20 protein-coding genes are annotated in these 23,755 nt (G+C 71.1%); 8 read left to right on the top strand and 12 right to left on the bottom strand.

Features of this window, described 5'->3' with window-relative positions; genetic code table 11:
* Positions 1 to 188 precede the first annotated feature (188 nt).
* From ACFZBU_RS03220 to pstC, 8 genes are all read right to left on the bottom strand, one after another.
* A complete protein-coding gene (locus tag ACFZBU_RS03220; protein ID WP_391581720.1) occupies positions 189 to 1,094 on the bottom strand; it encodes a MerR family transcriptional regulator in 906 nt (301 codons plus the stop codon).
* 106 nt (positions 1,095 to 1,200) lie between these two features.
* Positions 1,201 to 1,587, bottom strand: coding sequence for a hypothetical protein (locus ACFZBU_RS03215; protein ID WP_355529452.1), 387 nt, complete (start codon positions 1,585 to 1,587; stop codon positions 1,201 to 1,203).
* A complete protein-coding gene (locus tag ACFZBU_RS03210; RefSeq protein WP_355529637.1) occupies positions 1,565 to 2,281 on the bottom strand; it encodes a phosphate ABC transporter ATP-binding protein in 717 nt (238 codons plus the stop codon). Before ACFZBU_RS03210 ends, ACFZBU_RS03215 begins: the two co-directional genes overlap by 23 nt.
* 181 nt (positions 2,282 to 2,462) lie before the next feature.
* Positions 2,463 to 3,425, bottom strand: a complete 963-nt coding sequence (locus ACFZBU_RS03205) for a sortase (protein ID WP_391581719.1) — start codon at positions 3,423 to 3,425, stop codon at positions 2,463 to 2,465.
* Positions 3,422 to 5,692, bottom strand: a complete 2,271-nt coding sequence (locus ACFZBU_RS03200) for a hypothetical protein (protein WP_391581718.1) — start codon at positions 5,690 to 5,692, stop codon at positions 3,422 to 3,424. The genes ACFZBU_RS03205 and ACFZBU_RS03200 overlap by 4 nt, the downstream gene beginning before the upstream one ends.
* 160 nt (positions 5,693 to 5,852) lie before the next feature.
* Entirely contained in the window at positions 5,853 to 7,472 is a 1,620-nt protein-coding gene (pstS, locus tag ACFZBU_RS03195) for a phosphate ABC transporter substrate-binding protein PstS (protein WP_391581717.1), read from the bottom strand.
* Entirely contained in the window at positions 7,469 to 8,650 is a 1,182-nt protein-coding gene (gene pstA / locus ACFZBU_RS03190; protein WP_391581716.1) for a phosphate ABC transporter permease PstA, read from the bottom strand. Before pstA ends, pstS begins: the two co-directional genes overlap by 4 nt.
* A gap of 58 nt (positions 8,651 to 8,708) precedes the next feature.
* The gene (gene pstC, locus ACFZBU_RS03185; protein ID WP_391581715.1) at positions 8,709 to 9,725 is read right to left on the bottom strand and encodes a phosphate ABC transporter permease subunit PstC; all 1,017 of its coding nucleotides are present in this window, start codon (positions 9,723 to 9,725) and stop codon (positions 8,709 to 8,711) included.
* A 371-nt stretch (positions 9,726 to 10,096) separates the two neighbouring features.
* Between pstC and ACFZBU_RS03180 the strand changes: the two genes are divergently transcribed.
* From ACFZBU_RS03180 to ACFZBU_RS03165, 4 genes are all read left to right on the top strand, one after another.
* Positions 10,097 to 11,065: a PstS family phosphate ABC transporter substrate-binding protein gene (locus ACFZBU_RS03180; RefSeq protein WP_391581714.1), complete on the top strand. Its 969-nt coding sequence runs from the start codon at positions 10,097 to 10,099 to the stop codon at positions 11,063 to 11,065.
* Between the two features lie 171 nt (positions 11,066 to 11,236).
* Positions 11,237 to 11,461 carry a hypothetical protein gene (locus tag ACFZBU_RS03175; RefSeq protein WP_391581713.1) on the top strand — a complete coding sequence of 75 codons (225 nt, stop codon included), beginning with the start codon at positions 11,237 to 11,239 and terminating at the stop codon, positions 11,459 to 11,461.
* Positions 11,462 to 11,640: 179 nt separating this feature from the next.
* Positions 11,641 to 12,414 carry a hypothetical protein gene (locus ACFZBU_RS03170; RefSeq protein WP_391581712.1) on the top strand — a complete coding sequence of 258 codons (774 nt, stop codon included), beginning with the start codon at positions 11,641 to 11,643 and terminating at the stop codon, positions 12,412 to 12,414.
* A 99-nt stretch (positions 12,415 to 12,513) separates the two neighbouring features.
* Positions 12,514 to 14,121 carry a hypothetical protein gene (locus ACFZBU_RS03165; RefSeq protein WP_391581711.1) on the top strand — a complete coding sequence of 536 codons (1,608 nt, stop codon included), beginning with the start codon at positions 12,514 to 12,516 and terminating at the stop codon, positions 14,119 to 14,121.
* Positions 14,122 to 14,261: 140 nt separating this feature from the next.
* Here ACFZBU_RS03165 and ACFZBU_RS03160 read toward each other — a convergent pair whose 3' ends face one another.
* Together ACFZBU_RS03160 and ACFZBU_RS03155 are read right to left on the bottom strand one after the other, a co-directional pair.
* Positions 14,262 to 15,185 carry an LLM class F420-dependent oxidoreductase gene (locus ACFZBU_RS03160; protein ID WP_391581710.1) on the bottom strand — a complete coding sequence of 308 codons (924 nt, stop codon included), beginning with the start codon at positions 15,183 to 15,185 and terminating at the stop codon, positions 14,262 to 14,264.
* Positions 15,186 to 15,251: 66 nt separating this feature from the next.
* The gene (locus tag ACFZBU_RS03155) at positions 15,252 to 15,803 is read right to left on the bottom strand and encodes a hypothetical protein (protein WP_391581709.1); all 552 of its coding nucleotides are present in this window, start codon (positions 15,801 to 15,803) and stop codon (positions 15,252 to 15,254) included.
* A gap of 391 nt (positions 15,804 to 16,194) precedes the next feature.
* Here ACFZBU_RS03155 and ACFZBU_RS03150 point away from each other — a divergent pair, with 391 nt between their 5' ends.
* The gene (locus ACFZBU_RS03150) at positions 16,195 to 16,551 is read left to right on the top strand and encodes a hypothetical protein (RefSeq protein ID WP_391581708.1); all 357 of its coding nucleotides are present in this window, start codon (positions 16,195 to 16,197) and stop codon (positions 16,549 to 16,551) included.
* Positions 16,548 to 17,828 carry a hypothetical protein gene (locus ACFZBU_RS03145; RefSeq protein WP_391581707.1) on the top strand — a complete coding sequence of 427 codons (1,281 nt, stop codon included), beginning with the start codon at positions 16,548 to 16,550 and terminating at the stop codon, positions 17,826 to 17,828. The genes ACFZBU_RS03150 and ACFZBU_RS03145 overlap by 4 nt, the downstream gene beginning before the upstream one ends.
* A 718-nt stretch (positions 17,829 to 18,546) precedes the next feature.
* Here ACFZBU_RS03145 and ACFZBU_RS03140 read toward each other — a convergent pair.
* On the bottom strand, positions 18,547 to 19,890 hold the full coding sequence (locus ACFZBU_RS03140; RefSeq protein WP_391581706.1) for a class I SAM-dependent RNA methyltransferase: 1,344 nt from the start codon (positions 19,888 to 19,890) through the stop codon (positions 18,547 to 18,549).
* Positions 19,891 to 20,163: 273 nt separating this feature from the next.
* The gene (locus ACFZBU_RS03135) at positions 20,164 to 22,233 is read right to left on the bottom strand and encodes an APC family permease (protein WP_391581705.1); all 2,070 of its coding nucleotides are present in this window, start codon (positions 22,231 to 22,233) and stop codon (positions 20,164 to 20,166) included.
* Between the two features lie 149 nt (positions 22,234 to 22,382).
* Between ACFZBU_RS03135 and ACFZBU_RS03130 the strand changes: the two genes are divergently transcribed.
* Together ACFZBU_RS03130 and ACFZBU_RS03125 are read left to right on the top strand one after the other, a co-directional pair.
* Positions 22,383 to 23,045 (top strand): TrkA family potassium uptake protein, encoded by a 663-nt coding sequence (locus tag ACFZBU_RS03130; RefSeq protein WP_020554140.1) that lies wholly within the window; start codon positions 22,383 to 22,385, stop codon positions 23,043 to 23,045.
* Positions 23,045 to 23,701, top strand: a complete 657-nt coding sequence (locus tag ACFZBU_RS03125) for a TrkA family potassium uptake protein (RefSeq protein ID WP_078974936.1) — start codon at positions 23,045 to 23,047, stop codon at positions 23,699 to 23,701. The genes ACFZBU_RS03130 and ACFZBU_RS03125 overlap by 1 nt, the downstream gene beginning before the upstream one ends.
* Positions 23,702 to 23,755: the final 54 nt, after the last annotated feature.

Below are 23,755 nucleotides of genomic sequence, written 5' to 3'. Positions count from 1 at the left end.
CAAGCCCCCCGATACTCCCTTGGCACGCCCTCCGACGCCTCCTCCGGTACGCCCGCCGATCCCTCCGGCAAGCCCCCCCCGATACTCCCTTGGCGCACCCGCCGGCACGCCCTCCGACGGCGCGCTCGCCGGTGCGCCCACCCGCAAGCCCTCCGGCACGCCGGCCGGTGCACCCTTCGACGGTGCCCTCACTCGTCGACGTCGACGGACAGTTCCACCACCGTGCGGGTCCCCGTCCCGCTCCCCGGGACCCGCTTCCCGCTCCCGGGGCTGCCCGCGACCTCTCGTGGGCAGTGCTGCCGCAGGGTGCCCAGGTCGATCGACAAGTCCCGCTCGGCAGCGGCCCGCACGAGCGCGGCGAACGCCGGATGCACGGCCGTGCCGTCGTCGGGGTCGTCGTCGGTGACCACGTGCTCGGTGGTCAGTTCCCGGCCGGCCGGGCGCGTGCCGGCGATCGTCCGTCGGCCGGGAACCGACCAGCCCTCGGGTACCGGCGCGGCGAGCGGCACGCACAGCCCGACCTCGGCGCCGGCGTCGTCCGCGGGTCGCCCCAGGTCCAGCCAGAACGCTCCGGTGGGCGCGATGCCATCCGCGTGCAGGCTCGCGTACACGTCGAGGAGGGCGGCCTCGATCGCGACGTCCGCGTCCACGGGGGTACCGTCCGGGTCCGCGATCACCGGGTCCGCGTCCGCAGGCAACACGACGTACTCGATCACGCCGACCCAGGCCCGAGACGGGCTCGTGCGCAGGTGCACGTCGTAGTCGAGACCTGCGCCCGCGAGCACTCTCTCCGCCGTCGCGAGGGCTCGGTCCTCGCGCGCCCGTTCGGTCACGACCGCCTCCCGCCGCGCGCGCAGCGCCTCGTGCGGGGAGCCGCCTTCACGCATCGCGGTGCGGATGGCCGCGAGCGGTACGCCCGCGGTGCGCAGCGCGCGGACCAGGCCCGCCTGTTCGAGTTGGCCGACCGTGTAGCGGCGGTAGCGCGTGTGCGGATCCACGTCCGCGGGCACCAGCACGCCCTGTTCGTCGTACCAGCGCAGCGCCTTGACGGTGAGGCCCGTGGCGCGCGCGAAGTCTCCGATGCCGAGGAACATCCTCATCACCTCCGACCGACCACGGTGCCCCCTCCCGTGACGGGAGAGTCCACTGCGGGGGCGCGCCGCCACGATCGTCGCGATCGCGGCGGGCGCGCGGCCCGGGTCACCAGTCGTCGGGCTCGGTGACGGTCAGCAGGCGGACGAATCTCTCGTAGGACACCTGGCAGCTCTCCAGGCGCTCGTAGGTGCGGGCCGACAACGCGACGGGTGCGCTGGGTTCGAGAGCCACGCTCCAGAACCAGCCCGGCGCGCCCGTGGCCCGTCCGATGACGGGCACGAGGTCGACCACCCGGCGACGCAGCCGGTCCAGCTCGATACGGCAGGCCCCCGCCGTGACATGGCCCCGAGCGGACCGCGCGAGCACGCGGCCGTTCGGGGCGATGAGCCGCCACCGCACGTGCTGTTCGGCGTCCAGGTGGACGTCGTAGCGCGCGTGCCGTTCCGGCGTGCCGTCCGGGGCCCGCGACTCATCCGAAGCGACCGGCGACATAGTCGGCCGTCCGAGGGTCGCGGGGTGCGCCGAAGATCGCGGTGGTGGGTCCGGCCTCGACGATGTGGCCGGGGGTGTTCTCCGCCGCGAGGAAGAACGCACAGTGGTCGGATACGCGTTGGGCCTGCTGCATGTTGTGGGTGACGATGACGATGGTGATGTCGTCGCGCAGTTCGCCGATGGTGTCCTCGATCCGCCGCGTGGAGGTGGGGTCGAGCGCCGAGCACGGCTCGTCCATGAGCAGCACGTCCGGGTCGACCGCCAGTGAGCGGGCGATACACAGACGTTGCTGCTGGCCTCCGGAGAGCGCGCCGCCGGGTTGCCTGAGCCTGTTTCGCACCTCCATCCACAGGCCGGCCCGCACCAGTGAGGACTCCACGACGGCGTCCTTGTCGGCGTTGCGCACGCCGGTCAGCTTCAGGCCGGCGACCACGTTGTCGTAGATGGACATCGCCGGGAACGGGTTGGGCTTTTGGAAGACCATCCCCACCCGGCGCCGGGTCTCGATCGGGCGGCGGGTGGAGTCGTAGATGTCCTCGCCGTCGAGCAGGACCCGGCCGGCGAGTTGCGCGCTGGGCACGAGCTCGTGCATCCGGTTGAGGATGCGCAGGAAGGTGGACTTGCCGCAGCCGGACGGTCCGATCAGGGCCGTGACGGAGTTGGCCGCCATCACGAGGTCGACGCGTTCGAGCACTTTGTGGGTGCCGAACCAGGCGCTGACGGCCTCCGCGGTGAGCGTCGAGCCACGCCCGCCGACGGATTGGGCCGGTAAGGGCTGGGTTTGGGCTGCGGGGGCGAGAGTCGTCGCACCGCTGTCCGGGCTGGTCACGTGCGGAGCCTCCGGGGTGTGGAGTGGGACGGGAGGAGAACCGGCGTCAGAGCGTCGCCGGGAGTACGCGAGCGGCGGATTCGTACAGTGCCCACACGACGGCGAGCACGACCGGGGTGCCGAGCAGGAGCGTGACTCGGCGATCGGGATGGCGGCGCAGCGCCCAGACCAGGACGACGAGCACGAGCGTGAACGCCTGTGCCCACAGCAGCAGCCGCACGCCGGCGTCCGCGTAGCCGCCGGTGCCCTTCTCGTCCGCGCGTAGACCTTGCGGACGGCGACCCTCCTGGGCCTTGGGGGCGCCCTGCAGTTCGGCGACGACGACGGTGCGCCCGCCGGGGCGGATCCACGAGTCGGCGGTGATCAGTACGAGCCGGTTCTCCCGGCCGGGCGCGAGCACGTCGTCCTTGCCGTTGGCGACGTGCCGGCGCTCGATCACCTTGTAGGTGAACTCGCCCTGCTGGGTGGTGGCTTCGATGCGTTGGCCGACGCGCAGCTCGGTGAGGTCCCGGAACGGGCCGCCGAAGGTGTGCGAGCGGCCCATGATCACGCTGTGCCCGCCCTGGCCGGGCAGGCCGCTGGTGCGCAAGTGTCCGGGTCCCTTGGCGAGCGAGTCCGCGGTGGTGCCCTCGACCACGACCTGGCGCACGCCGATCGCGGGGATGCGCAACATCGCGACCGGCTTGCCCTTGGCGATGTTGCCGCCGAGCGGGCCGATGTCGCGGTAGAGCTCGTCGGAGAGCCGGTCGGCCAGGATGCTCTGGTCGCGGGCCTGTTGGATGTCGGAGACGACGTACAGGTAGCCGACGAAGCCCGCGATGAGCAGGGCGAGCAGGGCGACCGAGGCGCCGGCGATCGTGTACGGGTCCGCGCGCCCCGTGCGGGTCTTGCCCGCGGTCGCCGGCGGTTGCCCGCCGGCGCCTGCGGGCGCGCTCGCGGGTGCCTGTTCGGTCGCGGGTGCGGGCGCCGGCGCGGTCGCGGGCACCTTGGCGACGGTGTCGGCGGTCATGCGGCGGCCCCCTGGCGACCGATCAGGCGCAGGACGGCGGCCACCGGTGGTGGCCATCCGCCGGTGCGGCGCTTGTGTCCGAGCGAGAGCAGTACCGGGCAGGCGATCAGCGCGGCGCCGCTGACGCACATCAGGACCAGCAGTACGACCGCGGACGGGTCGCCGTCGAGTGCGTCCTTGATCAGGTTGGCCACCGGGGGGAACGGGCCCTTGTCGGCGGGCGGGGCGGCTGCGCCGACGGGGGCGGTGGAGGGCGAGGCCGAGGGCGCCGTGGTCGGGGCGCCGGTGGGGTCGGCCGGGCTCGGGGTGTTCGGGCCGCCGTTGTTCCCGGTGCTCGTCCCCGCCGAACCGGCGGCGTTGTTGCCGCCTTGGTCGACCGGTGCGGTGGTGGGTGGTGGTGTCTCGCCGGTCCACTTGGGCGCGTCGGCGATCTTCTTGCGGGCGTCGGTGATCTGCTGCTTCTGCGCGTCACCGAGCGGGACGTAGCCGGGCGGGAGCGCACCGGGCTGGAAGCTGCCGGTCTGCACCTGACCGGCGGTCGCCGCGTAGGCGAGGAAGGCGTCGATCTTGCCGGCTTTGGCGGCGGTGAGCTTGTCGGTGGAGACCATCGCCACATTGGTGATGGTGAGCGGATAGGCGTTGGCCACGGTGCTGCGGTAGTCGTTGGTGAGCGTGACCCCGTCCGGCCCGGGTTTGGCGGCGGCGACGCCGGCGCGGACGGTCGCGGGGTCGGTCGGGTCGACGAAGTTGCCCGCCGCGTTGCGAAGTTTGGCCACCGGAGTGCCCATGCGGGCGGCCGCCTCGACCGAGGTGATGGCCATGACGTTGTGGTAGCCGTACTTGTCCTGGCCGATGTCCTTGGGCCCGGTCTCGGTCATGGTGCGGTTGGTCGGGATCGAGTTGCCGAGCCGGTTGACGATGTCCTCGTACACGGTCTGCGGCACGTTCGTGTTGGTGAGCATCTCCAGCCGGTTGGTGTACACCGCCAGCGGGTAGTTCGCCTTGCCGATCCGCCAGTCCGGCGGGCACACGACGCCGTTGGCGTCGGGTGTGCCGGAGAGCCAGGTGACGGTCTCCGGATCGGACGCGAGCCACGACGTCAGCGCCCAGATCGTGTCGTCCTGGACGCCGCGCAGGATCGGCGTGCGCAGGTCCAGGGGCCAGTTGCGGGCCTCGTTGATGGCCTTGAATTCGGGGTCGTTGGCCAGATACACGATGGCGTTCGGCCCGTGCGGCGCGGCCTGGTAGGCGCCGGTGATCAGCTTCGCGATCAGTCGAGGGGTGAGGTTCATCGACGTGATCGGTAGCCGCGTTCGGGTGTCGTCGATATTGAACGAGAAGGCCAACGCGCCGTTGGTCAAGGGCGCGTAGACGGTCTTGGCCTTGTCCCGGACGCCCGCCAGCGCCACCGGTCTGGCCTGATCCAGCGCGCCGCCGATGGGCTGCTGGGTGACGCCGATGTCGACTCCGTCGCTGAGGAAGACCTCACGACCGCTGGGTCCGGAGCCGGCGCTCACCGTCATGTTCACGGTGTTCGTTCGGGCGGTGCACAGCCCGAACACCCAGGAGGCGCCCGCCTGGGTGAACTCGCCGGCACCGTTGACCGAGAGGTCCGGGTGCTCCATGCCGGGGCAGACATTGGGCGCGGGTACGAACGACAGTGGCGTCACCGCGGCCTGTCCGGCGGCGAACGCCAGATCCATGTCGGTGTCCAAAGGCCCGAAGCCTTCGCCCAGAAGAATGTTCGCCTTCGGCCGGAACGCGGAGACGGTGCTTCCGTCGGCGGGCATCACGAACGCCACGACCGAGCACAGTTGCCGGTCGGTGCAGCCCAGTTCGGTCAACCGCAGGGCCGGCCGCACCTGGAGCCACACCTGCCCGGATCCGTCCGCGGCGGTGGGCAGTCCGGTCTGTTTGGTGGCCGCTCCCGGCGAGGAGCCGTCGGGCTGACCGACCTCCTCACCGTTTTGCGTCCAGCGCGGAGCCCAGCAGTCCCGGGCCTTGGGCGCGGTGCCCTTGCACTGCATCACGACCACGGCGTTGGTGTCGGCGGCCAGGGTGAATCCGGTCCACTTGACCAGGATTCGCTGGTTCACCAGGTTCGTACTCTGCGACACGGTCACGGTCGGGCGCGGTTCGGCCGCGGCGGCCGAACCGGCGGCGACCACGCTCAGCCATCCCGAGAGCAGCGCGACGCACAACGCGAGGACGCCGGCGACGGTCAGCGCCCGGCCTTGCGAAGTGGTGGATTCTTCGATGCCGCTCACGGCAACTCCACTTCTCTCACTCGCGTTCGGGTTCGTCTCCCGGCGCGGACGACCCGCGCCGATCCTCGCGCGGCGCGGCGGTGCCGGGGGAGCCGAAACCGGCACGGTGTTCGAAAGTTCGTCTGCGGCGCACGGACCGGACATCTCCCGGCCACCCGACTCAACCGACATCGGGCCCACCACGCCCTCGGCCGAGGCGGCTGTACAGGAACGGCGCACCGAACACCGCCGCGGCCAGGCAGACCAGTGTGAGTGCGTAGAACCACACCGGTGGCAGCGGTGGCGAGTCGCCGGCCTCCACCGACCCTGCGCTGACCGGCCCGGCGGGGCCGGACTTGTCGCCGCCGGCCAAGACTTCGCCGGTGCCCTGGTCGGGGGTGGCGCCGCCCGCGCCGTCCTGACCTTGACCACCGGGGGTGGCCGCACCGGGCGTGTCACCGGGCTTGGGGGTGTTCGCGTCCCCGTTTGCGTTGCCGTTCCCGTTGTTCTGGTTGTTCCCCCCGCCGGCGGGGTTCTGCTGTTGCTGTTGCTGCTGCTGGTTCTTCTGGTCCGGCGGCACCCAGGCCGGGTCGAAGGTCGGGTTCGGGCAGGCGTCGTATTCCGCCTTGGTCGGCTTGTTCAGGTTCGCCGGCAGTGCGCCCGGGTCCGGTGCGCCGGGGATCGATTTGATGGCGTCGTAGCCGAAGCTCACCAGTTTGGGCGGCAGCGGTGAGTAGCCCAGTCGTGGTGCCTGCCCCTGCCCGGCGCACAGGAAGTACTTGATGAACCTGCCGAGTGTTTCGCCCTTGGACTCGTCGAAGGAGAACTGCTTGGCGGCCGGCACGATCATGTAGCTGTAGCTGGAGATCGGGTAGGCGCGCCGATCCGGGTTGGTGTAGACGTCGTCCAGGATCTGCGTACTGTCCGGGTTCAACCGGGCCTTGGTGAGCGCGATCGACACCGCGTCCGAGGTGGGTTGGGTGTAGACGCCGGCGGCGTTCTTGATCGAGGCCACCGGGAATTGACGCTGGATGGCGTAGGCGGTCTCGACGTAGGTGATCGCGCCTTCGCCGTACCCCGCCGCCACGTAGTTGGCCACGCCTTCGGAACCGGCCTGTGCCTTGGTCGCGCCCTTGACCGGGAACTCCGAGGTCATTCCGCCGGGGAAGAACGGTCGCCAGACGTCGTTGACCTGGTTGGTCAAGAACGCGGTGAACTGGGCGCTGGTGCCGGAGCCGTCGGATCGCACGACCGGGGTGATCGGGGTCGCCGGCAGTGACAGCGCCGGGTTGTCGGCCTTGATCGCCTGGTCGTTCCACACCCTGATGCGGTTGGTGAAGATTCCGGCGATGGTGCGCGGGGACAGCTGGAGATTGCGGACCTGCTGACCGCGGATCTTCAGGTTGTACATGAACGAGGTGCCGCCGGCGACGATCGGCAGGTACTTGAACTTGGTGTTCGAGTTGGCCAGGGCCGCGAGTTCGTTGGTTGCCGCGCCGGTGCGGTCGACGTAGTTCCCCTGGAACGGGATCTCGGAGACCGCGAAGTCCACCAGGTGGTTCATGAAGTCGGTGCGGCCGGCCGTGGACCCGTTGGGTGTGTAGTCGACCGCGAGGCCGCGGGCGGCGACGTCGGCCGCCCACTGCATGGTCGCGGGCGAGCTCCAGGTGGAGCCGCTGCCGTGGATACCGGTGGCGGCGGCCGAGGCGGTGCCGGTCGGCAGGGCGAGCAGGGGGACGGCAAGCGCGGACACGATCGCCAGCCGTAGCAGGCGCCCGGGCAGGCGCGTGATCCTGGTCATGAAGTGGGCTCCGGGGTGAGGGACTTGGCGACGGCGGTGGAGCGCCGCCGCTTGCGACGACCGGACTCGCCGGGGGCGCGACCGCCGATCAGGCGCGCGAGCGAGAACAACACGAGGACGATGAGCAGCAAGGTCACGCCGGCTCCCCAGGCGAGGGAGTTGAGCTCGTCGCTGGGCGACTTGTAGTTCACCCAGATGAAGTACGGCAGCGAGGTCTGCACACCGCTGAAGGGGTTCCAGTTCATCCCCGCGCCGCCGCCCGCGACCAGCAGTACGGGCGCGGTCTCGCCGACCACGCGGGCGCAGCCGAGGATGACGGCGGTGACCAGGCCGCTGCGGGCGGTGGGCAGTACGACGTTCCACAGTGTGCGGAACTCCCCCGCGCCCAAGGCCAACGACGCCTCGCGCAGCCCGTTGGGCACCAGGCGCAACACCACCTCGGTGGCGCGCGTGACCACCGGCATCATTTCCACCGACAGTGCCAGGCCGGCGGCGAGGCCGCAGAAGCCCTGGCCGAGCGAGATGACGAAGAAGGCGTAGACGAACAGGCCCGCGACCACCGAGGGGATCGCGGTCATCGCCTCCACGACCACCCGCACCACCACGGCGAACCGGCCGCCAACCTCGTTCATGTAGATGGCGGCGATCACCCCGAGCGGAACGCTCAGCACGATCGCGATGCCCATTTGTTCGAACGTGCCGACGATGGCGTGCGCGGCGCCGACCGCGACCCCGTCGGCACTGAGCGCACTGAAGTGCCGCTGGGTGGCGGTGAAGAAGTCGGCGTGCAGGATGCGGCCGAAGCCCTTGACGAAGACGTAGCCGATGACGGTGACCACCGTGCCGACCATCAGGGCCGCGCCGGTGGAGATCACCGCACCGGCCACCCGGTCACTGGCGGCCACTTTGTCCAGGCGCATGCGGGTGGCGATCGCGTACAGCAGCAGGAAGCTCGCGTAGGCGGTGATCAGGTAGCCCTGCCAGCCGGCGACCGGCAGGATCCGCCCGTACAGCACCCACGCGAGGCTCGCGCCGGCGACCGCGGCGCCGAGTGCGACGCCGATGTCGTCGGGGGCCACGCGGCGCAGTGCCACGCGGGTTTCCTCCGGTGGTCGCGGCGCGGGCGCGGGCGGCGGCGCGTCGGGTCCGGGCCGAACGATCGGCTCGGTGACGGTCATCGTCGTGGATCCCCTCGGTGGTGGGTCTGGTGGAGCCGGGGCCGCTGTGCGTCGTTGTTCAGATCTCGGTGGACTTGCCGCTGCGCGAGCGGGCGACAAGGACGCCGGCGACCGTGTTGACGGCGAGGGTGAGGACGAAGAGCGCGAGGCCGGCGGCCATCAGCGCGGAGATCGACTCGGTGTCGGCCTCGCCGTATTTCAGGACGATCAACGAGGAGATCGTCGAACCCTGGCCGTCGAGGATGCGGAAGGAGAAGTCGGTGTTGAACGAGATGATCATCGCGACGGCGATGGTCTCGCCCAGGGCTCGGCCCAGGCCGAGCATGACGCCGCCGATCATGCCGCCGCGTCCGAACGGCAGGACCACCGCGCGGATCACCCCCCAGCGGGTGGCGCCGAGCGCGAGCGCGCCCTCCTTCTCACCGGGCGGCGCCTGGCCGAAGACCTCGCGGCTGACCGAACAGCAGATCGGGATGACCATGGTGGACACCACGACGCCGGAGATGAACAGCGAGGAGCTGAACTGGCTGTCCACGAAGCGGGCCTTCACGTCGATCGTGCGGATCTCGAAGATCGGCAGGAAGTCCAGGTTGGTGGCCAACCACCGGCTGACCGGGATCAGTTGGGGTTGCAGCACGAAGAAGCCGAAGATGCCGTAGATGATGCTCGGCACCGCGGCCATCAGGTCGACGATCGAGGTGAGCACCCCGCGTAGACGCCGGGGGGCGAACTCGGTGATGTACAGGGCGGCGGTGAGTGCGATCGGCACCGCGACGACGAGCGCGACGATGGCCACGAGGACCGTGCCGGTGAGCAGGCCGCGCACGCCGAAGGTGCCGCTCTTGGGTTCCCACACGTCCTCGGTGAGGAATCCCCAGCCGGCCCGGTCGAGCGCGCTGCTGCCCTGGTAGAGCAGGTAGCCACCGATCGCGGCGAGCAACCCCAGGACCAGGATCGCCACGCCGCGCGTGGTCCAGCGGAACGCGTGATCGGCCCTGGTCCGACGTACCGCGATCCGCCGGGGCGAATCGATGAGTTCCGGCGACTCGGGTGCGAACACGGGCGGGTGTGCCATGGCTTTCGGCTCCTGGAAGCGGGTGGCGAACCGACCTGACCGTTCGTCATGTCGCCCGGCGATCAAGCCGGATGCCCCTCGCCTGGAGACAACCAGAGCGCAGCGCCTCGGCAACTGTCCGCTACGGAAACAACCGGTGCCGAGGGTGTACGGCAGGCGTCGTATCCGTGCCGCAGAGGTTCCGGTGTGTCCGGTTTCCGTTACAGGCGCGGTCCGTTCGCGTCGACGCCTCGCGCAGCCCGGTCCCGTTTCCCTGCCGGACATCCCACGACGATCAAGCCGCCGGCAGCGTTGTCGGCGTCGGCCACTGCGGTCGATGGCCAGCAAATGCCAAGAGAGAGTTGAGACTTCGAATGTCCAGCGTCTTCAGCATGCGCAAGACCGCCACCGTACTGGGCACCGCGACCGCCGCCATGGCGCTCGTCGTCGGCGCCAACGCCTCGGCGAACGCGGCCACCTACGTCAACGCCGGTTCGGACACGCTGCAGAACGTCACCGCGGCGCTCACCTCGGACTATGCCGCCAACGTCGACCCGGGTGGCAACAACTGGATAACCGTCAACGCCGGCGTCCCCGCCGGTGGCCAGGCGACCGGCAAGGCCGCCTGTGACACCCAGTACGGTACCGGCAAGAACCCGTGGCCGAACGGCTCGGGCGCCGGCATCAACGCGCTGCTGGCCGAGCGCGCCGGCACCAGTGCCAACTGCCTGAGCTTCGTCCGCTCCTCGCGTGGCCCGAAGGCCGGCACCCCCGAGACCACGCTGACCTTCACCCGGGTCGCCGGCGACGCCGTCACCTGGGCGACCAAGAAGGTCGGCGCGCCCGCCGGTCTGACCTCGGCGCAGCTGCACGGCATCTACGACTGCTCGATCACCAACTGGAGCCAGATCAACCCGAGCCTGTCGGGTGCGATCCAAAAGCACATTCCGCAGGCCGGTTCCGGCACCCGCCAGGAGTTCATCGACAAGGTGCTCGGTGGCTTCGACCCGACCTCGGCGGCCAACGGTGCCTGCGCCGCGACCGTGATCCAGACCGCGCAGGAGAACCGCGGTGACGCGCCGCAGATCACCTCGACCGACGCGATCATCCCCTTCTCGCAGGCCGCGTACGGCGAGCAGACCAACCCCGCGTCGGGCGTGACCAACCACACCAACGGCTTCACCCCGCGCAGCATCGACGGCAAGGCGCCGAACGCGAGCGGCTTCGTCGGCAACCGCAACGTGTACTTCGTGTACGACCCGGCCGACACCGAGAGCGACACGGACACCATCGCGTTCATCAACTGGGCCAAGGCCCCGGCGCAGCAGGCGATCTGGACCACCTTCGGTTTCGTCGTCTGACCGCCGCCCGACCTGCCCGGAATCACGTGATCGGTGGCGGGCCGTCTCGGGTCGGGGGACCCGGGACGGCCCGCCCCCGCACGATTCCGGCGTGAGCGCCGGTGGTTTCGACCCCGGCAAGTCGGCGCGTCGTGGCGCACACGGCCCGGGGGCGCTGCGTGGCCTCGCGGCATGGGCGGTGTCGATCCGACCGCGCCGATCAACGGCTCGTGTGACCACGCCGTGTATCACGTTCACGACTGCGGCGACGGCGACCATCACGCCACTGTTGCCGACTTCATCGTCTGGGCGGCGGCTGCGCAACAGCGAGCGATCGAAAGCACTTTCGGCTTCGCTCCCCGATCGATGCTTCACGAGCCGGATCCGCGACCGTACGACGCGGAGCCGAGGTCGTGATCGGTCTCTCGACTTCACTTCCGACTTCACTTCCGAAGTCCCCGCGCCTCGTGTTCACCCTCCGGTGGCGGATCGCTCATCCGTCCGCCATCGCGAGCCCCCGACGTTTCCCCGGCGGATGCCCAGCAGGCCGCCGCGTGCTGTTTTGCTCGAACCCACTGACCCCGGAAGGGCATTTCATGAAGCTCCGTCGTCTGCTCGCGCTCACGGTCGCGGTTCCGGCCGCGCTCGCGATCGCCTCCGTGCCGGCCATCGCCACGGATGCCGCTCCCTCCTCGTCCGCGACCGCCGAGCAGGGCACCGTCAAGGTGAGCCCGTTGTACGGCCCGGCCGACGCGACCGGCAAGGCGACCGTTCGCGCGAGCGTTCCGTGTGGTCCCGACGCGACCGCGTTCCGGTTCGTCGTGCGTTCGCCCAACGCCAACGAGCGCGTCTTCGGTGGCTCGTTCCTGGGCACCCCGCTGCCGGCCGACAAGGTCGCGGACACCGCGGTCGTCGGCCTGCGGGCGCTGTTCCCGCTCGGCTCCGCCACGCAGGAAGGCGTCGCGCACAAGCTCGTCGCCCAGTGCTACACGACGGGCGCCGACGGTGTGCTGACCATCACCGAGCCCGCGTCGGTCGACCTGAGGATCAACGGCGGTGTGTGGAGCTCGCTTTCGCCCGAGGCCCGCGCGCTGCCGAGCAAGCTCGGCGCGCTGCGCTTCGGTCTGGTCCTGTTCCGCGGCTTCGCGCCCGGTGAGCGCGTGGACGGCGCCGTGCGCGCCGGCGACGGCGTCTCCGTCCCGGTCTCGCTGCAGCCGCAGATCGCGCCCGACGGCACCTGGGGCGGCGCGCTGCTGACGCTTCCGGCGACCGTGGCCGACGGTTCCTACACGCTCGTGCTCTCCGGCACGGACTCGAAGGCGACCACCTCGGTCGCGATCACCCTCGACTCGTCCCGCCTGTGGTGGTGACGCGGCGTCGGTGACAACGCCTTGGGCCGCCGGGATTCGTCCCGGTGGCCCATGTGCGATCCGTCCCCGTTTTCCTTTCTTCTCAACGGAGTTGACCAGATGAGCCTAAGACTCGCGCGAGTGCTGGCGTCGTGCGGAGCCGGGCTGCTCGTAATGTCGGCGATGCCGACGCTCGCGGCGGCGGCCGACCCGGGCTCCCCGACACCGACGATCATCGTCGCTCCGGGCACCGGAAAGATCGACACCAAGGTCACGATGAAGGCGAATGTGCCGTGTGCGGCACCGGCCACCAACTTCCGGTGGACGGTCTCCGGAGGCACTCTGGCCACACCGCGTCTGATCGGTGGGGAGACCGGTGACCCGCTGCCCGCCGACCGGATCCCCGACCGCCCCTTGCCGATCCGGTTGTTCCTGGCGGGAACCGACCTCACCGGCACCTTCACGTTGACCGCACAGTGCGTCGACGACATCGGCACATTGCTGAGCGAACCGGCCTCGGTCGACATCACCACCGCCGACGGAGCGGATGGCAAGACGTGGAGCGTGGCCGCGCCGCCCACCACCACGCCTCCGACCACCACTCCACCGACCACGACCCCGCCGACCGACAGCGACGTCCTCACGATCAGTCCCGGCACGGGCGACCTTTCGCAGAAGGTGACCATCACCTCGGCGAAGGCATGCCCCGTCGGGGCGACCAAGGCCCTCTTCTGGCGGACCCTGCCCGGTGGGGGCAACGTCCGACTGGGCTCGTTCAGCCCCATCACGCTGCCCGAGAACCGCAAGCCGGTGCTCTCCCCGCCGGCCCAGCTCATCGTCAACGCACTCCCGGGCGACCACCGCGTCCGCGTGCAGTGCCTCGACGACAACTCGGCCGTTTTGGTCGACGACCTCGCGCACGCGGACGTGCGGATGACGGGCAACGCGTGGAGCGTCGTCGCCACGGTTTCCCCGAGTGTGGTCTTCGACGCGGGGATTCGCATCCCGGATGCGACCGGCGTCGTAGTGAACTACAGCCTGTCGCTGACGAACTTCCCCCCGAACACGCCGTTCAAGGCCGTGATCACCAGGAAGAACGACACGTCCTTCGGCCCGGTCGAGTTGAGGTCGGACACGACGGATGCCCATGGGTTGTTCTCGGCCACCCTCGCCATCTTCCCTCGGGACGCGGCCCCCTGGACCGACGGCGACTACGTCCTGACGGTCACCACGTCCGAGACCGGGCCCAAGGTCGAACTCCCCTTCAAAATCGAGCTCGCGCACGCCGGGGCCACCAACGGCTCGACGGCCGGCACCACCACGGGCACCACGACCGGTACGACGACGGGCACCACCACCGGAACGACGTCCGGAACCACCGCCGGCACCACGGCCGGAACCACCGCCGGTGACACTGCCGGTGACACCGCCGGAAGCACGACCGGCACCACCGCCGGCGACACCGCCGGAACCACCACCGGTACGACCACGGGCACCACGGCCGGCACCGGTTCCGGGACTTCCGCCGGAAGCGGTAACGGCGGTGGCGGCGGTGCTCTCGCGCACACCGGGGCCCTGCTGGACCCGCGGCTGCTGGGCACCGCCGGTGGCGCGCTCCTGATGGTCGGCGGCGTCATGTGGTACCGCGCACGTGGCACCCGCAGCGCGCTGCTTGCCGGCAGCGGCACCTTCGGCAAGGACGACGGGGACACGCCCGCGACCGTCTGACGACGAGGGAACACACCAGGCGACCGCCCGCAGTGGCCACCCGGGCGGTGGGGTGAGAGAGGGGCTCTGTCGCAGCGCACGGGCTGCGACAGGGCCCTTTCCCCCTGCCCGGACGGCTCCGGGCCGGTCGGCCCGTGGGCTCAGCCGAGTTGGGGCATCACCTCCGAGGCGATCAGCTCCAGGTGGTCCAGGTCGTGCAGGTCGAGGATCTGGAAGTAGATCCGGGTCGAACCGATCTCGGCGAACCGGCCGATCTTGTCGACCACTTCGGCGGGCGAGCCGGCCAGGCCGTTCTCCTTGAGTTCGGCGGTTTCGCGGCCGATCACCGCGGCGCGCCGGGCCACCTCGGTGTCGTCCTTGCCCACGCAGGCCACGAGCGCGTTCGAGAAGACCATGTCCTCGGCCTTGCGGCCGTGCTCGGCGAGCGCGTCGCGCACCCGGCCGAACTGCTGCGCGCTCGTCTGCGCCGATCCGAACGGGACGTTGAACTCGTTCGCGAAGCGCGCGGCCAGCGCCGGCGTGCGCTTGGCGCCGAAGCCGCCGATCAGGATCGGCGGGTGCGGGTGCTGGGCGGGCTTGGGCAGTGCGGGCGAGTCGGCCAGCGAGTAGTAGCGGCCGGCGTAGTCGAAGGTGTCGCCGACCGGGGTGTCCCAAAGCCCGGTCAGGATCTGCAACTGCTCCTCCAGTCGGCCGAACTTCGCGCGCGGGAACGGGATCCCGTATGCGGTGTGCTCCTGCTCGAACCAGCCGGCGCCGAGACCCAGTTCGACCCGACCGCCGGACATCGCGTCGACCTGCGCGACCTGGATCGCGAGCACCCCGGGCAGGCGGAACGTCGCCGCCGTCATCAGCGTGCCCAGCCGGATGCGCTTGGTCTCCCGGGCCAATCCGGCCAGGGTGATCCACGCGTCGGTGGGACCGGGTAGGCCCTCGCCGCTCATGTGCAGATAGTGGTCCGAGCGGAAGAAGGCCCCGAAGCCGAGGTCTTCGGTGGCCCTGGCCACGCTCAGGAGCCTGTCGTAGGTCGCGCCCTGCTGGGGTTCGGTGAAAATACGAAGATCCATGTGCCCATCCTCTCTTGAGGACTCGCACCACGCCGGACCCGATCGCCTGCGCCACGCGGGAGTCGGTCATGCGAGCCGCGCCGGAAACGGCAGCACGTGTGCCGTGCCGCGTCGCCGGCGCGGCGGGATCGCGGGGGCGTGCCGATGCGGTCGACCCGACCAGGTCGCGGTCTCCTCGGCCGCACGCAGCCGAACCAGGTTGCGGAAGACGATCGCCCACGCGGCCGCACAGGCCCGGCGTTGGGCGGGCGCCAACCGGGCCCAGTCCCCGCAGGGGTTGTCCGCCACCCCCTGCCGGGCCAGCAGGGTGAGCACCTTGGCCACTCTCCCGAGCACCCGGGCGGCGCCCGCGATCGGCACACCCGCCGGATCCCCGCCCGGCAGCGGAACGACCGTGTCGGCGTCGGGGCCCACGATCCGGCCGATGATCTCCCGGGCGTCCCCGAGTTCGTCGGCGACCCGACACAGGCAGCCGCCCCGATCCGGCTCGCCGCTCCACGCGTGCACCACCTCCTGCACGGTGTGCAGCGCGAGTGCGACGGCGGCCAGCGCGCGTGGCGTGGAATCGACGGTGGCCAGCTCGTCGTCCAGTTCGGCGAAGGTCTCGATGGTGTGCATGCTCGCTCCCTCGTGTGGTGCTTGTCCGGCTCGCCCGGAGTGCCGTCCGGTGTGTTCACGACGTGTCCAGGTTGCGCCCGAGCGGCGGACGAATCGCCCGCCATCGAACAATCTGTGGACAACCAAGCGGATTTTTGCGGGGTTTCACTCTTCGGGGTGATGTGGCTCCGGGTTGTCCACAGGGAGCCGGCACACAGGGTGACCGTGTGCCAACCTGATCGTTTCCCGGGAGGGCGTCTCGATCGACTCCCGAACGAGGCGTCGATTTCCCGCCGGCCCGGCACCCGAGGGCCACCGGCACCCAGGCGCACAGGCAACACCGGAACACACGCACGAGCAGGCAGCAGTCAGCACGAGCACACGGCTCAAGCACACATCAGGGGGTGGTGGCATGTCCCGCACCGACGGCGAAGGCACGACGGGCTACGCGGTCGATACCGGCGAACTGCACGGACTCGTCCGGCGCTTGCACAACATCGGCACCGACTACCTGGCGCGCGGCTGCTTCGCCGAGCCCGCCCGGGTCGCGGCCGACACCGCGCTGGGCACCGACGCCCTGGGCGCGCTCCCGGGCGCCGCCGAGTTGACCGACCGGCACCACCGCGCGTCGGCCCGAATGGTCGAGCTCCTGGCGCAGATCCGCACCGAGTTGGCCACCACCCGCACCGAACTCGGCCGCACCGCCGACCGGTTCACCGCCACCGAAACCGAGGTGGGCACCCTGCTGCGTACGGCGGCCACGCGATGAGCGCCCCCGACGCCGTGGACGCGTACGCGGCGATCCACGCGGCCCGGCCCGGCGAGGTCGGCGCGGCGGCCGACGGCTGGCGGCTGGCCGCCGCCCGGCTGGGCGAGTTGCGCGACGCGCTCGCCGAGACCGGCCGGCGCGGCGCGCAGATCTGGACCGGTGGCGGCGCCGAGCGCTTCACCGCACGCTGTCAGGCGCTGGCCGACGCCGCCGATCGGCTCGCCGCCCAGGGCGCCGCGCTGCACGAGCACCTCGACGAGGCAGCCCGCGCCCTGCGCCAGGCCCAGGAGCGTGCCACCGACCCCACGGCCGCCCAGGCCGCCGCCGCGCGCCTGGAGGGCGTATATCGCGACCTCGGCGAGCGGCTGTCCGGCCGGCCCCTGCCACCGCGCGGCGACGCCGCGTCGGGAGCGACGCAACCGGCCACGACCGGCGGCATCCCGAACCCGACCCACCCGTGCACCGCGGCCACCGCCTCGACGACCGAGCCCGCCGCTCCGGTCGGCCCCGTCGATCCCGCCTCCCCCGAAGTCGTCCCCACGGCGACGGACACGCCGAACCGACCCTCGCCGGAGTCCTGCGAACCACCCGAAACCCCGGCGCTCCCGGCACCTCCGGCACCCGCGGCACCTGCCGTGTCCCCGGCATGCGACGTGCTCGCCGTACCCGAAGTGCCCGCGCCACCGCCCCCGTCCGCTCCGGTGGCCACCTGCATGGCCGCCACCCCGCCGGCCCCGCTCCCACCCGATCCCCCGGCCGCCCCGGCGGCAACGGCTCTCCTCCCGCCGCCTGCGGTCGCCTGCGCGCCCTCGCCCGCGCCGCCGGCACCCGCAGTCGTGGGCACCCCGCTGTCCCGCGAACCGCGCCGGGTGCAGCCGGCCGGGATCGGCCCTCGCGTACGCCGCCCGGCTCCACCGCCCTCGGCCCCGATCGCCCCGGTGACCGGCATTCGGGTCGCCCCCGGCCTACGCGGCGACGGCGGTATCGGCGATCACCCGGCGGCCACCCACGACGCCGCGCACGCCACGCACGCCGCCGGGCCCGTCCCCGACCTCCTCGGCGGCGCCGCCCGGGACGGCGCCTCCCTCACCCCCATGTCACCCACGTGGGTGACCACGCCCACCACGCCCACCACCCCCACCGCACCCACCACCGGCGGCGCCCCCACCACCCCATCCACATCGACCCGCCCCCGCCCCCGCCCCGGCAGCCGCTACGCCACCCACTCGGCCGAAGCCTGGTGGACCGACCCACAAACACCCCCGCACCCGACGTGACCGGTACCGCGCCCGAGCACCTCGACACCCACACCCCGAGCGCGTGCCCCTGGGCCGCCACCATGGAGCCACAGGGGCACCCGGGCGCCCGGTCCGAACAGCCGGACCAGCGCCGACACATCTTCCGACATCGCGCCCCGGCTCCAAGTCCCTTCCGGCCCACAGGAGTTGCACACCCGGTGCGCGCAGGGTCCGCCGGCGGGCCGGTGCTACCGGCGTATCCGTTCAAAATGCCAATCCCCGCTCGTACCCGCCCCCGGGCGGCCGGGTCGAGTCCGCCGGCATCCTCGCGCCGGCCACCGACCGCCGCCCGGTTCAGCCTGTCCCCGACCGGCTACCCATCGGCCCGCACCCGGGACGGCGCAGTATGGGCGACGGCGGGTCCGATCGCGACCGCATGCCTGGTACCGATCCCGGCCCACACCGGATCGGTCGGCGAACCGCCGTGCCGACCGGCCGGCGGCTGCGGGTGGCGATCGCACACGCGCTCGGACACGGCCGCCGTCGCCACCACTCGCAACACGCAACGGCCGCCCCGACCTTGATCGGGGCGGCCGCTTCAAGCGCCGACCACGCGCCACACGCACCAGGGCGCCCACGCACCGCGCGAACCCTCAGCGCAACGCACGCAGCGCGACACACACGACGCTCTCCGGGTACCCGACGGGGGGCTCGACGCGCTCGACATACCGACGCACCACCAGCCCCCTCGACACCGCTACCGCCGAGGTCGCGCCGCCCGAGGCGCCGGCTCCAGGATCGCCACCGACTCCACGTGATGCGTGTTCGGGAAGAGGTCGAACGACCGCACCGACCGCAGCTTGAACCCGAAGCCCGCGAAATAGGCCACGTCCCGCGCCAGTGCCGCCGGGTCGCACGCCACGTACGCGACCCGACGCGGGGTCAGTCGCGCGATCCGCTCGACGACCGCCTTGCCCGCACCCGCGCGCGGCGGGTCGAGCACCACGATGTCGGCGCGGCGCAGGAACCCGGCCCTGCTCAACACCTTCTCCACCGTGCCGGTCTCGAAGCGCGCGCCCGGCACGTCCCGAAGGTTGTGGATCGCGTCCTCGACGGCATGCTTGGAGCTCTCGATCCCGATGATCGTGTCGCTGTCCGCCAGCCGCTCGGAGATCGCGCCCGCGAACAGGCCGACCCCGCAGTACAGGTCGAGCGCCAGGTCGCCCGGTCGCGGCTCCAGCCCTTCCACGACGGCCTGCACGAGCACGTCGGCCGCGGCCGGGTGCACCTGCCAGAAGCCGCCCGCCGAGACCTTCCAGGTGCGTCCCGCGGCCACCTCGCGCACCGCCGGTCGGCCGTGCACCTTGCGGACCCGGCCCTTGTCGTCGGCCCGGAACACCGACACCGCGCGGTTCAGCTCGACGATCGGCATCCGACCGTCCGCGCCCTCGGCGGGCACCACGGTGACCGCGCGGTCCAGCGAGCCGGTCGCGGAGACCGCCTCGACCGAGGCCACGCCGGGCCACTCGTGCGCCTCGATGCCCAGTTCCTCGACGCCGGGCGCCGCGATCGGGCAGGAGTCGATCGGCTGCACGTCGTGCGAGCGGTGCTTGCGCAGCCCCGCGCGGCCGGTGGCCGGGTCCACGGTGAACTGCACGCGGGTGCGCCAGCCGAGGCCCTCGGCCATCCCGGGCGGGCTGTCCACGGCCTCGACCTCGACGTGCACGTCGACCTTGCCGAGCCGCAACAACTGCTCGGCCACCACGTCCGCCTTGAGCCGGCGCTGCGCCGCGGGCGTGGCGTGCTGCCAGTCGCAGCCACCGCACATGCCGGGGCCGGCCACCGGGCACGCGGGGGTGATCCGGTCCGGGGAAGCGGCCAGCACCTCGACCACGTCGCCGCGCAGGAAGCGCGAGGTGGGCCCACCGTCGGTGATCTCCACGACGGCCCGCTCGCCCGGGAGCCCGTGCCGGACGAAGATGACGCGGCCCTCGTGGCGGGCCACGCAGTGCCCGCCGTGAGCGACCGGGCCGATCTCGACCTCGTACCGCTCACCCCGCAGGGACTGGTCCGATTCGGGGGTGGTCGATCCGACAGGCACGGCACTCCTCGTACAGCTCGTACAACATCGACAGGTTTCGGTGGTCCCTCGGCCGGCGGCGCCCGACGGCGACGCCCGGGGACGACACGGCGACACAAAGAAAGCGCCTCACGGAGGTGGGCGCGCATCCAGGGTAGTCCCTACCCGAAGAAGCCGCGCCCACCGTCGTGACACGCCGTCCACACACCCACCGCCGCGCACCGCCGCGCACCGCCGATCAACCGATACCGCCCGCCCACCGGATGGCACCAGCCGCTCAACGCACCCGCACGCTCACGACTGCCCACCCGATCGATTCTCCGGCCGACTTTCCGGCCGCTCCCCCGCCCCTCGCTTGCCGTCCCCGCCCCGCGGCGTCCGCGCCGGCCCGCGGCGCACCGACCCGGGCGCGATCCACGCCTTGGGCTCCTTGAGCCGCTCGGACGACTCCAGCTGCCACGGCACCGAGGTGACCATGACACCCGGCGTGAACAACAGCCGACCCTTGAGCCGCAGCGCACTCTGGTTGTGCAGGATCTGCTCGTACCAGCGCCCGACCACGTACTCGGGGATGTACACGTTCACCACGTCGCGCGGGCTGGATCGGCGCACCGACTTCACGTACTCGATCACCGGTCGGGTGATCTCGCGGTACGGCGAGTCGAGCACCTTGAGCGGCACCTCTATGCCGCGCTCGTCCCACTCCCGGCGCAGCGCCTCGGTCTCGGCCGGGTCGACGTTGACGGTGACCGCCTCGACCACGTTGGGCCGCGAGTACCGCGCGTACGCCAGTGCCCGCAGGGACGGCTTGTGCAGCTTGGACACCAGCACGATCGCGTGCACGCGCGAGGGCAGTTTGGTGTCGTCGATCTCGACCGCGGCCAGTTCGGCGGCGACCCGGTCGTAGTGCCGGCGGATCTGCTTCATCAGCAGGAACAGCACGGCCATCGCCGCTATCGCGATCCAGGCGCCCTGGGCGAACTTGGTCACCAGCACGATCACGAGCACCGTGCCGGTCATGAACAGGCCGAACGCGTTGATCACCCGGCTGCGCATCATCCGGCCGCGGGCGGCCGGGTCGGTCTCGGTCTTCAGGTGCCGGGTCCAGTGCCGGATCATGCCCGCCTGGCTCATCGTGAAGGACACGAAGACGCCGACGACGTAGAGCTGGATCAGCTTGGTGGGTTCGGCGTCGAACGCGATGATCAGCACGATCGCGAACGCGGCCAGCATGATGATGCCGTTGCTGAACGCGAGCCGGTCGCCGCGTGTGTGCAGTTGCCGGGGCAGGTAGCGGTCCTGGGCCAGGATCGAGCCGAGCACCGGGAAGCCGTTGAACGCGGTGTTGGCGGCCAGGATCAGGATCAGGCCGGTGACCGCGAGCACGAGGTAGAACAGTGGCGACGCGAACGTGCCGCCGAAGACCGCGTCGGCGACCTGCGCCACCACCGTCTTTTGTTCGTAGTCGGCGGGCGCGCCCTGGATCTGACTGGCCGGGTTCTCCGCGAACCGCACCTTCGTCATGTTGGCCAGCGCCAGCATGCCCATCAGCATGGTCACCGAGATGGTGCCCATCAGCAGCAGCGTGGAGGCGGCGTTCTTGCTCTTGGGCTTGCGAAACGCCGGGACGCCGTTGCTGATCGCCTCGACACCGGTGAGCGCCGCACAACCGGAGGAGAAGGTGCGCAGCAGCAGGAACACGAGCGCGAAACCGCTGAAGCTGTCCTCGGCCTCGATGTGGAATCCGGCGCTCTCGGCCTCCATGTTGGCGCCGGCGGCGCCGCGGATCAGACCGAACAGCGTCATCCCCAGGATGGCCGCCATGAACGCGTAGGTGGGAACCGCGAAGAGCTTGCCCGACTCGCGGACACCGCGCAGGTTCATCGCCATCAACAACAGCACCAGGCCGACGGCCAACAGCACCTTGTGCGATTGCAGCGCGGGCACCGCGGAGGCCATGTTGGCCACCCCCGAGGAGACCGACACCGCCACGGTCAGCACGTAGTCGACCAGCAGCGCGCTACCGACCGTCAAACCGGCATTGGGCCCAAGGTTGACGCTCGCGACCTCGTAGTCACCGCCGCCGCTGGGGTAGGCGTGCACGTTCTGGCGGTAGGAGGCTACGACGGTCAGCATGACCACGACGACGGCCAGACCGACCTTCCACGAGAAGTGGTAGGTCGCCATTCCCGCCATGGAAAGGGTGAGCAGGATCTCGTCCGGCGCGTACGCGACGGAGGACAGTGCGTCGGAGGCGAAAATGGGCAGCGCGATGCGCTTCGGCAGGAGCGTCTCGGACAGCTTGTCGCTGCGCAGGGCTCGGCCGACAAGGATGCGTTTGGACAGATCGGTCAGTCTTGACACGCAGGTGATCGTAAGCCCAACGACTTTCCCCGGGTCGGGGGCATGCCGTATGGCGCCCACGTGTAACGTCTCGGCGAGGTCTGCCACCCTGGTAACACCACAAACGAGCATCAGACCGGGCACAACGGACCAAATCCGGAAGGACGGCCGTGCACATCGTCATCATGGGCTGCGGGCGCGTGGGTTCCACGCTGGCCCAGACGCTCGAGGAACTGGGGCATTCGGTGGCGGTCATCGACCGCGATCCGTCCGCGTTCCGCCGGTTGGGGTCGCACTTCTCCGGCCGCCGGATCAAGGGCATCGGCTTCGACCAGGACACCCTGCGCGAGGCCGGTATAGAAGAGGCCGGCGCATTCGCGGCGGTCAGCAGCGGCGACAACTCCAACATCATCGCGGCGCGGGTGGCCCGTGAGACCTTCGGCGTGGAGAACGTCGCCGCGCGGATCTACGACCCGCGGCGAGCCGAGGTCTACGAACGCCTGGGCATCCCGACGGTGGCCACCGTGCGCTGGACCGCGGACCAGATGTTGCGCCGGTTGCTGCCCAGCGGCGCGGAGCCGCTGTGGCGCGACCCGTCCGGGAGCGTGCAGCTGGCCGAGGTGCACGTGAACTCGGCGTGGGTGGGCCACCGGGTCACCCGGCTCGAACAGGCATCCGGCGCCCGCGTCGCCTTCGTCACCCGTTTGGGCGAAGGCATCCTGCCCACCTCCGAGACCGTGATCCAGGAGGGCGACCTCGTGCATGTGGTCATGCACCAGGCGGATGTGGCCGCCGTCGAGGCGGCCTTCGAAAAAGCGCCGGAGGAGAGCTGATGCGGGTCGCAATCGCGGGCGCGGGTGCGGTGGGTCGCTCCATCGCGGCCGAGTTGTTGGAGAACGGCCACGAGGTCCTGCTCGTCGACAAGGCACCGGACGCCATCAAGGTGGACAGCGTGCCGCAGGCCGAGTGGCTGCTCGCCGACGCGTGTGAGATCTCCTCGCTCGACGAGGCCGCGCTGCAGCGCTGCAACGTGGTGATCGCGGCCACCGGTGACGACAAGGTCAACCTGGTCGTCTCGCTGCTGGCCAAGACCGAGTACGGGGTGCCGCGTGTGGTCGCCCGGGTGAACAACCCGAAGAACGAGTGGCTGTTCAACGAGGCGTGGGGCGTGGACGTCGCGGTGTCCACGCCGCGACTGATGTCGGCACTGGTGGAGGAGGCGGTCAGCGTCGGCGACCTGGTCCGCCTGATGCGGTTCAGCCAGGGCGACGCCAACCTGGTCGAGCTGACCCTCCCGGGCGACGCCGCCCTCGTCGGCACGCGCGTCGGTGACGTGGCGTGGCCCGAGGACACGGCGCTCGTGACGATCATCCGCGAGGGCCGGGTGCTGGTTCCCGGCAAGGACGACTCGCTCGAGGCCGGCGACGAACTGCTGTTCGTCGCGGCGCCGCATCGCGAAGAGGAACTGGAAGAGCTGCTGTCGGCCTGACCGACGACGAGGCCGAAGGCCCGATCGACGACGGGACCGGAAGAAACGACGGGA

Origin of the sequence: Embleya sp. NPDC008237, assembly GCF_042956465.1 — a bacterium.
Classification (GTDB): Bacteria; Actinomycetota; Actinomycetes; order Streptomycetales; family Streptomycetaceae; genus Embleya.
Note: the sequence above shows the minus strand (reverse complement) of the source record. Positions and strands in the feature narration are given on the sequence as shown.